The organism is Micromonospora sp. NPDC050200 (assembly GCF_040656135.1).
Lineage (GTDB): Bacteria > Actinomycetota > Actinomycetes > Mycobacteriales > Micromonosporaceae > Micromonospora.
Genome location: NZ_JBFALG010000005.1, coordinates 24,300 through 34,795, shown reverse-complemented (window position 1 = coordinate 34,795; position 10,496 = coordinate 24,300). Strand labels below are relative to the sequence as shown.

Here is a 10,496-nt window from a genome sequence, read left to right as displayed (position 1 = left end):
GCTGCGGGTCGCGTCGACTCCTGCTAAGCCGACGGCCCCGGGCGGTGACGTGGTCGTCACCGCCCGGGGCCGTCGCCGGATCCGCTCAGGCGATGTCGCGGCGTCGCATGATCAGGCTGCCGGCCGTCGAGGTCACCACGGCGTACGCGATCAGGACCGCCGCGCCCACCCACTGCGGCGGGTTGCCGGGCAGTTCCGTCCCGCTGATCATCAGCGAGGACGCGGTGGACGGCACGATCACCGCCAGCTTGCCGATCCAGTCCCACTCCAGCCACTGCTGGAGCAGGAAGAAGACCACGTTCGCCGCGGTCGTGCCGACCAGATAGAGCACCACGGCGGTGATGGTCGCCCCGATCTGGCTGCGGATCAGCACGCCGAAGCCGACGCCGAAGACGCCCCAGAGCAGGTACGCCAGCAGGTTGAGCAGGATCGCCCGGGTGATGTCCCAGTCGCCCAGGTGGGCGTCCCACCCCTTCACCGCGAAGAAGATCAGCGTCGCCGGCACGGTCAGCACGGTGGTGACCAGCCAGAAGAACGCGCCGATCAGCGCCGAGGTGACGAGCTTGGCGGTGACCACCACCGTCCGGTGCGGAGTGGTGAGGAAGGTGGTCGTCGCGGTCTGGTGGTAGAACTCGTTCGTCACCACGATGATGCCGAGCAGCAGCACGAAGAGCAGCCCGAAGTACTGCCCCGAGGTGAACAGGTTCGCCGCCTGGTAGACCTCGTTGGCCGAGGCCCGGAGCTGCTCGGCCTGCTCCGCCGGCACGCCCTCCAGGTCCTGCGGTCCGCTGAGGTACATCACCGCGTTCACCGCGTTGACCAGGAACGCCAGCGCCAGGGTGACCAGTGCGCCGAGGCCGAACAGCCACCAGGTGTTGGTCGTACGGATCTTGAGCAGCTCGGATCGGACCAGGTTCATCGGATGCCCGCCTTCCCGGCCGTCAGCTCCAGGAAGACCCGTTCGAGGTCGGGCCGTTCCGTGGTGAGTTCGTGCAGTTCCACGCCGGCGGCCAGGGCGACCCGGCCGACGGTCGGGGCGTCCGCCCCGTCCACCAGCAGGACGCCGTGTTCGTCCGGGGTGACGGTGGCCGACTGCGCCTTCAGCGCGGCGGTGAGCTCGTCGGCCTGCGGGGTGCGCACCCGCACCCGTACGCCCTGGGCCATCGAGCCGATCACCTGCTCCACCGGCCCCTGCCGGACCAGCTGGCCGGCGGCGATGATCACCACGTCGTCGGCGAGCAGCTGCATCTCCGAGAGCAGGTGGCTGGAGACCAGCACGGTGCGGCCCTCGTGGGCCAGGCTCTTGAGGAACCCGCGCATCCACCGGATGCCCTCCGGGTCCAGCCCGTTGGCCGGCTCGTCCAGGATCAGCACCCGCGGGTCACCGAGCATCGCGGCGGCGATGCCGAGGCGCTGCTTCATGCCCAGCGAGTAGCCCTTGAACTTGCGCCCGGCCGCCGGGGTCAGCCCGACCAGGGCCAGCGCCTCCTCGGCGCGCTGCCGGGGCAGCCCGGCCGCCGCGCAGATCACCCGCAGGTGGTTGACGCCGGTGCGGCCCTTGTGCGCGCTGGACGCCTCCAGCACCGCGCCCACGTGCCGCAGCGGGTCGGTCAGGTCGGCGTAGCGGACCCCGTCGACGGTGGCCTCGCCGGTGGTCGGGGTGACCAGGTTCAGCAGCATGCGCAGCGTGGTGGTCTTGCCGGCGCCGTTCGGGCCGAGGAAGCCGGTCACCCGCCCCGGTTCGACGGTGAAGGACAGGTTGTCGACCGCCCGGACGTTCTTGTAATGCTTCGTCAGTCCGGACACCACGATCTGGCCGGTCCCGGTGCTGGGGCTCCACTGCCCGTCGGACATCGTGCTCCTCCCGTGCGGCGGCGCGTCACGCGCCGCGGTGTGCGGCGCCGTTGCTCCGGAGCGCCGGGCACAGCCTGACAAGGGCGCGCAACCGGGTCAATCAGGCGCGGTCCGTAGACCGGGCTCCACCTCACGCAGGAGGCGGTCGTCCTCAGGGACGAGACGCCGGTTCCGGGGGCAGCGCGATCCAGGTGGCCCGGGCCCGGCCGAGCAGCGCGCCGGTCGGGCCGTACAGGCTGGTGTGCACGATCGCCTTGCGCCCCTCGCCGGCCACCAGCTCGCCGGTCACCACGCAATCGTCGCCGGGCCGGGGCAGCGCGTCGACCACCGCGGCGACCCGGCCGAGGACGTACGGCCGGCCCGGGGCGATGACCGCCCAGCCGCCCGGGCAGTCCAGTGCCGCCCAGACCGTCGCCGGCACCACCCGGTCGGGCGCGCGGAACGGCGCGGCGGTCCGGCCGTCCGGCAGCCGGCCGGGGAAGATCCGCAGCCCGTCCGGGCGGTCCGGGCCGCAGACGTAGCAACCGGGGAAGGGGTGGTCCCGCAGGCCGGGGTACGCCGCGGCGGCGGCGGTCGCCGTCGCCGGGTCCACCGGGGCGACCGCCGGGGGCAGGTCGCCGGCCGGGCGGACCTGGGCGACGAGCTGCCCGGCCGGGTCGAGGACGTCGCCGTCGGCCATGGTCAGCGGGGTCTCCAGCGGCGGCGGGCGGCGCAGCGTCACCTCGACCGGCTGGTCGGCCCCGTACGCCTCGGCGAAGACCCCGGCGCTCCACCCGCCGTTGCCCGATCCGGGCGGCCCGTTGAACCGGGACTCGATGATCATCGGCGCACCTCCGTCGTGCCCGGCGCCGTCGCCGGGTCCGCCCGGGCAGCCTCGCACGCCGGCCCAGGCGGAATGTCGGGGAGTCCACCCGGTCGGCGGTTCGGGGCCGACCGCCGACCGGCGTTCACCGGATCGACACCCGTCGCCGGGTGGCCGGCAACCCCGGGCACCTACACAGGTCCCATGGCCGTTCTGCATGCCGCTGGCGCACCCCTGACGACCAGCGGATACACCCTGCTGATCGCCGACGACCCGACCCAGGTCGCGGCCGCGCAACGCCTGCGCCACGAGGTCTTCGCCACCGAGCTCGGCGCGACCCTGCGCCCCGGCGGTGCCGGGCTGGACGTCGACGACCTCGACACCCACTGTGACCACCTGATCGTGCGCGAGGAGCGCACCGGCGCGGTGGTCGGCACGTACCGGCTGCTGCCGCCGGGACGCACCGACCGCCGGTACGCCGAGGGCGAGTTCGACCTGACCGCGCTCGACCCGCTGCGCGACGTCCTGGTCGAGGCCGGCCGCTCCTGCGTCCACCCCGACCACCGCTCCGGCGCCGTGATCAACCTGATGTGGGCGGGCATCACCCGCTACCTGCACCTGCGCGGCTCCCGCTGGCTGGGCGGCTGCGCCTCGGTGCCGGTGGGCGACGGGGGCCGGGCCGCCGCCGAGGTGTGGGCCCGGGTGCGGTCCCGGCACCTGGCCCCGCCGCTGCTGCGGGTCAGCCCGCTGCGCCCCTGGTTCGCCGAGCGGCAGGCGGTCCCGCCGGACGCCGCCGAGGGTGGCGCCGCCGGGCAGGCGCTGATTCCGCCGCTGCTGCGCGGCTACCTCCGGCTGGGGGCCTGGGTCGCGGGGGAGCCGGCGTACGACCCGGACTTCGGGGTGGCGGACTTCTACGTGCTCTTCTCCCTGGACCGGATGAACCCGCGCTACCTGCGGCACTTCCTCGGCGGGGCGCAGGAATGAGCGCCGAGCTGTGGCGACCGACCTCCGGCTGTGGGCCGGACTGCCTGCCGGCGCCGGGGCAGGTGCCCGCCGTACCCCTCGCCCGGCGGGCGGCCCGGCTGCTGGGCGTACTCGGGATGCTGTTGGCCGGGGCCGGTGTGGTCGCGCTGCTGCCGGTGCTGCCGCCGGCGCCGGGCGCGGCGGCGGTCCGGGGGTGGGCTCGGGCGACGGCCCGCGCTCTCGGTGTGCGGCTGGAGGTGCGGGGCCGGCCGCCGCGCCGGCGGGCGCTGCTGGTCGCCAACCATGTCTCCTGGCTGGACGTGCTGGCGCTGCTGGCCGTCGCGCCGGCCCGGATGCTGGCCAAGCGGGAGGTCCGGGCCTGGCCGCTGGTCGGGTTGCTGGCCCGCGCGGCCGGCGCGCTCTTCGTCGACCGGGCCCGGCCCCGCGAACTGCCGGCGACGGTCGCCCGGATCGCCGGGGCGCTGCGGGCAGGTGACCCGGTCGCGGTCTTCCCGGAGGGTACGACCTGGTGCGGCACTCCGACGGCGGGCGACTGCCGGCCGGTGCGGGGGTTCCGGCCGGCGGTGTTCCAGGCGGCGATCGACGCCGGGGTCCCGGTGGTGCCGCTGCGCGTCGGCTACCGCTGTGCCGCCACCGGCGAGGCCACCACGGCGCCCGCCTTCGTCGGCGACGACACCCTCTGGCGGTCGGTACGCCGGGTGCTCGCCGCCCGCGACCTGGTGGTCACCGTGCGGGTGGCCGCGGCCCTGCACCCGGCCCCGGACGCGGACCGGCGGGCGCTGGCCCGGGCCGCCGAGTCGGCGGTCCACCTGGTGCCGGCCCGGCCCGTCGCGCCCCGCCCGGTGGCCGCGCTGTCCGGCCCCGGTCCCGTCGGGGCAGTCCTTCCGGCCCGTCGGGCGGCTGCCGGACTGGCGTCGGTGGCCGTGTCCAGGCTGGCCGGTGGCGCGGTCGAGGTGCGGGCCGGGGCCGACCTCCGCGCCGGCGCGGACCGGCGCGGCGGGGCGGACCGTCCGACGGACGAACGGGAGCTGAACCTGGCTGCCTGACGCCGACCCGACACTCGCGACAGTCTTGTTCTATCGCGATGTATCGCGTTACGCTGTCCTCCTGAGCGCGGGCCGTGGGGCCGTGCGCATCGAGGGGAGGACGCCATGACCAGCTGGACGGTCGAGGAGCCGCGCCGCTTCACCCTGGACGACCCGGTCACCGCGCTCGACGTGCGGCTGATCAGCGGCCGGCTCAACGTGGTCGCCACCGACGGCCCGGCCCGGGTCGACATCACCCAGGCCGGCGGCGAACACCGGCCCATCCACGTCGAGCACCGCGACGGGCGACTCTGCATCGTCCAGGATCGAAAGTTCCGCTGGTCGCAGGTGCTCCGGTGGGCCGGGCCGCTGGCCCGTTGGCCCCGGGTCGACGTCTCCGTCGCGGTCCCCGCCCAGGTGTCGGCCACCCTCAACCTGATCGACGGCTCGCTGGTCGCCTCCGGGCTGCGCGGGCGGACCCGGGCCGACGTGACATCCGGCCAGATCACCCTGATGGGGCTGCGCGGCACCACCGCCGCGAAGATCATCTCGGGCCCGGTGGAGGCCCTCGGGGTGGCCGGCGAGGTCACCCTGGAGACCGTCTCCGGCGAGGTCATCCTCGCCGACAGCGCCCCCGGCCAGGTGCGCGCGCACACCGTCTCCGGCGCGATCACCTGCGACTTCGACAACCCCCGGCGCAGCGAGATCCGGCTCAGCACCATCTCCGGCAGCATCACCGTCCGGGTCCGGGAGGACAGCGACCTCGCCGTCCGGCTGCACACCGCCTCCGGCCGCATCACCAGCGGCTTCCCGCAGGTGCTGGCGAGCCGCGGGCTGGCCGCGGTGCGCGACAGCGAGGGTGTCCTCGGCGCCGGCGAGGGTAAGCTCTGGGCGTCCGCGACGTCGGGCAGCATCGCGCTGCTCGCCCGTCCGGTGGCCGACGACCAGGAGGAGCTGCCGTGACCGCCGTGTTCAGTCACGGGCGGCTCCGGCTCTACCTGCTCAAGCTGCTCGACGACGGCCCGAAGCATGGCTACGAGCTGATCCGGCTGCTGGAGGACCGCTTCCTCGGCCTGTACGCCCCGAGCGCCGGCACCATCTACCCGCGGCTGCAACGGCTGGAGGTGGAGGGGCTGGTCACCCACGCCGCGGCCGGCGGTCGCAAGGTCTACGAGATCACCGAGGCGGGCCGGGCGGAGCTGCGGCAGCGCGCCGACGAGCTGGCCACCCTGGAAGCCGACATCACCGCCTCGGTGCGGGACCTCTCCGCCCTCGCCGGCGAGATCCAGACCGAGGTGCGCGGCTCGGTGCGAGACCTCAAGCGCGAGCTGCGCGAGGCGACCCGGCAGACCCGGCAGACCCGCTGGGACCGACCGACCCCGACCCCACCCCCGCCGCCCGCCCCCGCCGCGCCGCTGCTGACCGAGTTCGACCAGCGGCTGGCCGCCTTCACCATGGAGGTCGGCGGGCTGGTCCGGGCGCAGCGGCTCTCCGACAACCAGCTGCGCACCGCGATCCGGGTCCTCGACGGCGCGCTCGACGGGCTGCGCCGGCTGCTGCGCTGAGCCGCTCACAGGGTATTTCCAGGGAGCGTCCAGCGCCGGCGCAGCCGGGTCACGGATGATGGCAGGCATGGCCGCTACCCAGACCGAGGCGCGACTGCTCGTCGTCGAGGACGATCCCAACATCCTCGAACTGCTTTCCGCCAGCCTGCGCTTCGCCGGTTTCGACGTGGCCACCGCCACCAGCGGCAGCGCGGCGTTGCACGCCGCCAAGGACCACCGCCCCGACCTCGTGGTCCTCGACGTGATGCTGCCCGACCTGGACGGCTTCGAGGTAATCCGGATGCTCCGCGAGGGCGGCACCCGCACCCCGGTGGTCTTCCTGACCGCCCGGGACGCCACCGACGACAAGATCCGCGGACTCACCCTGGGCGGCGACGACTACGTCACCAAGCCGTTCAGCCTGGAGGAGCTGACCGCCCGGATCCGCGCGGTGCTGCGCCGTACGGCCACCGGCGAGCACGCCCCCTCCCGGCTCACCTTCGCCGACCTGGAGCTGGACGAGGAGACCCACGAGGTGCACCGCGCCGGCCAGCGGGTGCAGCTCTCGCCGACCGAGTTCAAGCTGCTGCGCTACCTGATGCTCAACGCCAACCGGGTGCTCAGCAAGGCGCAGATCCTCGACCACGTCTGGAACTACGACTTCCGGGGCGACGACAACATCGTCGAGTCGTACATCTCCTACCTGCGCCGCAAGGTGGACAACACGCAGCCCCGGCTGATCCACACCCTGCGCGGGGTGGGCTACGTGCTCCGCAAGCCGGCGGCGTGAGCGTCCTCCACGAGGCGAAGGGGCGGCTCCGCAGCGTCCCGTTGCGGGTCAAGCTGGTCGCGGCGGTGCTGGCGCTGGTCGCCGCCGCGCTGGTGGTGATCAGCTCGCTGACCACGTACTTCCTCCGCGACTACCTGGTCGGCCAGGTCGACGCCGAGCTCCAGGTGGCGAGCGTCCAGGTCGGCCAGGTGCTGCCCGACCTGGAGGCGGGCCTGGCGCGGGCCGCGCTGCCCACCGACTACGTCGTGGCGCTGGCCGACGACAACCGGACCAGGACCATCGGGTACGACCGGACCCTTCAAATGGACGACCTGCCGCCGGTCCCGGCCGACGTGGCAGGCTTCCGGGCCGAGGAGGGTGAGCCGTTCACCGTCCGCTCGCGGGACGGCCACGAACGCTGGCGAATGCTCTACCGCGAGCTGTCGGACGGCCGGGTGCTGGCGGTCGGGCAGCACCTCACCGACGTCGACCTGGCCGTCAAGCGGCTGGTCTGGATAGACCTCCTGGTCGGTGGCGCGGTGCTGATCCTGCTGGCCTCGATCGGCGCGGCGATCGTGCGGACCAGCCTCAAGCCGTTGGTGGAGATCGAGCGCACCGCCGCCGCGATCGCCGGGGGAGACCTCACCAGGCGGGTGCCCGACCCGGAGGAGGGGCAGGAGTGGGCCAGCTCCGAGCTGGGCCGGCTCTCCCGCGCGCTGAACGCGATGCTGACCCAGATCGAGGCCGCCTTCACCGCCCGAGCCGCGTCGGAGACGGCCGCCCGCTCGGCCGAGGCCGGCGCCCGGGACGCCGCGCAGGCCGCGCAGGCCTCCGAGGCGCGGGCCCGCCGCTCGGAGGAGCGGATGCGACAGTTCGTCGCGGACGCCTCGCACGAGCTGCGTACCCCGCTGACCACCATCCGCGGCTTCGCCGAGCTGTACCGGCAGGGCGCGGCCCGCGCGCCGGAGCAGACCGCCGACCTGCTGCGGCGCATCGAGGACGAGGCGGCCCGGATGGGGCTGCTGGTGGAGGACCTGCTGCTGCTGGCCCGGCTGGACCGGGAACGACCCCTCTCGCTGGCCCCGGTCGAGCTGCCGGTGCTCGCCTCCGACGCCGTGCACGCCGCGCGGGTGGTCGACCCCGACCGGCGGATCGAGCTGGAGATCGAGCCCGGCTCGGGCCCGCTGGTGGTGCACGGGGACGACGCCCGGCTGCGGCAGGTGATCGGCAACCTGATGACCAACGCCCTCACCCACACCCCGCCGGAGGCGTCGGTGACCCTGCGCCTGCGCCGCGAGCCGGGGAACCTGGCCGTGGTCGAGGTGGCTGACACCGGTCCGGGGCTCAGCCCGGAACAGGCCGAGCGGGTGTTCGAGCGCTTCTACCGGGCCGACGCGGCCCGGACCCGCCGGGCGAGCGGGATCACCAGCACCGGGCTGGGCCTGGCCATCGTCGCCGCCCTGGTCTCCGCCCACCACGGCACCGTGCGGGTCGCCGAGACCCCGGGCGGCGGGGCGACCTTCCGGGTCCGGGTGCCGCTGCTGCCGGACGCCGACGGCCAGGCCGACTGACTTTCAGAAAACATTCAGGCCGGTTCCAGGCTGGTGCCAGTGCGAGGGGAGAAAGTGGATCCATGACCGAGTTCGAGTCCGACCCGCAGCGGCGGCCAGCCGCCCCCGACGCGGAGCCGTCGCACCCCACCGCCGAGCTGTCCCGCGTCGAGCGCGGGCAGTCCGACTCCACCGAAGCCCGCCCGGCCACCCCGGGCGACGCCGCCGGCACCGCGGGGGAGCCGGCCGGCACCCCGAGCGCCGCCACCACGCCGTACGGGCCCGACGCCCAGACCTCCACCGCGCCGTACGGGCCCGACGCCCAGACCTCAGCCGCGCCGTACGCCGGCCCGGGTCAGACCTCCACCGCGCCCTACGCCGACCCGGGTCAGACCTCGGCCGCGCCGTACGCCGACCCGGGTCAGACCTCGGCCGCGCCGTACGCCGGGGCCGGGCAGACCTCGGGCGCCGCGTACCAGGGTGCCGCCCAGACGTCCGCCGCGCCGTACCCGACGGGTGGGGCACCCGGTGGCGACCAGGGCTACCGCCCCGGTTACCAGCCGTACCCGGCCACCGGCCAGTACCCGGCTGCCGGCTACCAGCCGGGGCAGCCCGGGCAGCACTCCGGCTGGACGGCCGGCTACCCGGGCGCGCAGGGGCCCGGTGGGCCGGTGCCGCCGCAGCACGGCGGGCAGCCGGTGCCGCCCTGGGCCGCCGGCCCCCGCCCCTCGAAGGTGGCCAAGTTCGTCGGCGCGGGCGTCGCGGTCTTCGCCCTGATGCTCGGCTCCGGCGTGGCCGGCGGCGCACTCGCCCTGGCCGTGAACGGCGACTCGGGCGGCATCACCCGCACCTACTCGGCCGCCCCGGTGATCAACAGCGCCGACCTGCCGAAGATCGCCGCCGCCGTGCAGGACAGCGTGGTCTCGATCATGACGGGCAACGGCGAGGGCTCCGGCGTGATCCTCAGCGCCGACGGCTTCGTGCTCACCAACAACCACGTGGTCGCCTCCGCCTCCGGCGACGCCGTCCGGGTGGTCTTCGCCGACGGCAAGACCGCCCAGGCCAAGATCGTCGGCACGGACCCGAAGACCGACCTCGCGGTGGTCAAGGCCAGCGGGGTCAGCGGCCTGAAGGCCGCCAGGTTCGGCGACAGCGACGGGATGCAGGTCGGCGACCAGGTGCTCGCCCTGGGCAGCCCGCTGGGCCTGCAGGGCTCGGTCACCGCGGGCATCCTCAGCGCCCGGGACCGGACCATCCAGGCTGGCGAGAACGGGCAGCAGCAGAACCCGCAGCAGGGCGCCAGCTCGATCTCCGGGCTGCTCCAGACCGACGCGCCGATCAATCCCGGCAACTCCGGGGGCGCGCTGGTCAACACCCGGGGCGAGGTGATCGGCATCAACACCGCCATCGCCACCGCCGGGCAGGGCAGCAGCGGCAACATCGGGGTCGGCTTCGCCATCCCCAGCAACAAGGCCAAGGACGTCGCCGAGAAGCTCCAGCGCGGCGAGAAGGTCAGCCACCCGTCCCTCGGGGTCAGCGTCAACGCCGCCGAGAGCGGCGGGGCGCTGGTGGCCGCGATCGTGCCGGGCAGCGCCGCCGAGAAGGCCGGCCTGCAGCGGGGCGACGTGATCACCAAGTTCGGCGACAAGGTGGTCAACGACTCCAACGACCTGGTCGGCGCCGTGCAGGCCGGCAAGGTCGGCGACCGGGTCGAGGTGACCTACAAGCGGAATGGTGTCGAGGCGAAGGCAACCGTCACGCTCGCCGAGACGTCATAACACCAGGACCTGCCTCCTCCGGGCGGCGGGTGGCGGAGCCAAGGGGGTTGGCTCCGTCGCCCGCCGCCTCTTTCGTGCCCCCCACGCCCCGGCCCGCCCCCCCACGCTCCGGCCCGCCCCCCACGCCCCCGGCCCGTCCGCCCGGCCCGGCCCGGCCCGTCCGCCCGGCCCGTCCGCCCGCCCGGTCCGC

General features: G+C 74.7%; 10 protein-coding genes. 7 read left to right on the top strand and 3 right to left on the bottom strand.

Going from position 1 to position 10,496, the window contains the following annotated elements:
- Positions 1 to 85: 85 nt before the first annotated feature.
- The 3 genes from AB0I41_RS05530 to AB0I41_RS05520 all read right to left on the bottom strand — a co-directional run bounded on the left by AB0I41_RS05530 (position 86) and on the right by AB0I41_RS05520 (position 2,677).
- A complete protein-coding gene (locus AB0I41_RS05530; RefSeq protein WP_357102161.1) occupies positions 86 to 919 on the bottom strand; it encodes an ABC transporter permease in 834 nt (277 codons plus the stop codon).
- Positions 916 to 1,854: an ATP-binding cassette domain-containing protein gene (locus tag AB0I41_RS05525; RefSeq protein ID WP_357102159.1), complete on the bottom strand. Its 939-nt coding sequence runs from the start codon at positions 1,852 to 1,854 to the stop codon at positions 916 to 918. Before AB0I41_RS05525 ends, AB0I41_RS05530 begins: the two co-directional genes overlap by 4 nt.
- A gap of 151 nt (positions 1,855 to 2,005) precedes the next feature.
- Positions 2,006 to 2,677, bottom strand: coding sequence for a hypothetical protein (locus tag AB0I41_RS05520; protein WP_357102157.1), 672 nt, complete (start codon positions 2,675 to 2,677; stop codon positions 2,006 to 2,008).
- Between the two features lie 183 nt (positions 2,678 to 2,860).
- On the opposite strand from AB0I41_RS05520, the gene AB0I41_RS05515 reads away from it, so the two are divergent.
- The 7 genes from AB0I41_RS05515 to AB0I41_RS05485 all read left to right on the top strand — a co-directional run bounded on the left by AB0I41_RS05515 (position 2,861) and on the right by AB0I41_RS05485 (position 10,306).
- Positions 2,861 to 3,640 carry a GNAT family N-acyltransferase gene (locus AB0I41_RS05515; RefSeq protein WP_357102155.1) on the top strand — a complete coding sequence of 260 codons (780 nt, stop codon included), beginning with the start codon at positions 2,861 to 2,863 and terminating at the stop codon, positions 3,638 to 3,640.
- Entirely contained in the window at positions 3,637 to 4,686 is a 1,050-nt protein-coding gene (locus AB0I41_RS05510) for a lysophospholipid acyltransferase family protein (RefSeq protein ID WP_357102153.1), read from the top strand. Before AB0I41_RS05515 ends, AB0I41_RS05510 begins: the two co-directional genes overlap by 4 nt.
- 105 nt (positions 4,687 to 4,791) lie before the next feature.
- Positions 4,792 to 5,628 (top strand): DUF4097 family beta strand repeat-containing protein, encoded by an 837-nt coding sequence (locus tag AB0I41_RS05505; RefSeq protein ID WP_357102151.1) that lies wholly within the window; start codon positions 4,792 to 4,794, stop codon positions 5,626 to 5,628.
- A complete protein-coding gene (locus AB0I41_RS05500; protein ID WP_357102149.1) occupies positions 5,625 to 6,230 on the top strand; it encodes a PadR family transcriptional regulator in 606 nt (201 codons plus the stop codon). Before AB0I41_RS05505 ends, AB0I41_RS05500 begins: the two co-directional genes overlap by 4 nt.
- A gap of 67 nt (positions 6,231 to 6,297) precedes the next feature.
- A complete protein-coding gene (locus tag AB0I41_RS05495; protein ID WP_088646020.1) occupies positions 6,298 to 6,999 on the top strand; it encodes a response regulator transcription factor in 702 nt (233 codons plus the stop codon).
- A complete protein-coding gene (locus AB0I41_RS05490; protein ID WP_357102147.1) occupies positions 6,996 to 8,549 on the top strand; it encodes a HAMP domain-containing sensor histidine kinase in 1,554 nt (517 codons plus the stop codon). The genes AB0I41_RS05495 and AB0I41_RS05490 overlap by 4 nt, the downstream gene beginning before the upstream one ends.
- Positions 8,550 to 8,611: 62 nt before the next feature.
- Positions 8,612 to 10,306 carry a trypsin-like peptidase domain-containing protein gene (locus tag AB0I41_RS05485; RefSeq protein WP_357102145.1) on the top strand — a complete coding sequence of 565 codons (1,695 nt, stop codon included), beginning with the start codon at positions 8,612 to 8,614 and terminating at the stop codon, positions 10,304 to 10,306.
- Positions 10,307 to 10,496 lie beyond the last annotated feature (190 nt).

Excerpts from the sequence above, each read along its gene's own strand:
- AB0I41_RS05525 (WP_357102159.1), bottom strand. The coding sequence starts at position 1,854 with ATGTCCGACGGGCAGTGGAGCCCCAGCACCGGGACCGGCCAGATCGTG.
- AB0I41_RS05515 (WP_357102155.1), top strand. The coding sequence starts at position 2,861 with ATGGCCGTTCTGCATGCCGCTGGCGCACCCCTGACGACCAGCGGATAC.
- AB0I41_RS05505 (WP_357102151.1), top strand. The coding sequence starts at position 4,792 with ATGACCAGCTGGACGGTCGAGGAGCCGCGCCGCTTCACCCTGGACGAC.
- AB0I41_RS05530 (WP_357102161.1), bottom strand. The coding sequence starts at position 919 with ATGAACCTGGTCCGATCCGAGCTGCTCAAGATCCGTACGACCAACACC.
- AB0I41_RS05485 (WP_357102145.1), top strand. The coding sequence starts at position 8,612 with ATGACCGAGTTCGAGTCCGACCCGCAGCGGCGGCCAGCCGCCCCCGAC.
- AB0I41_RS05495 (WP_088646020.1), top strand. The coding sequence starts at position 6,298 with ATGGCCGCTACCCAGACCGAGGCGCGACTGCTCGTCGTCGAGGACGAT.
- AB0I41_RS05510 (WP_357102153.1), top strand. The coding sequence starts at position 3,637 with ATGAGCGCCGAGCTGTGGCGACCGACCTCCGGCTGTGGGCCGGACTGC.
- AB0I41_RS05520 (WP_357102157.1), bottom strand. The coding sequence starts at position 2,677 with ATGATCATCGAGTCCCGGTTCAACGGGCCGCCCGGATCGGGCAACGGC.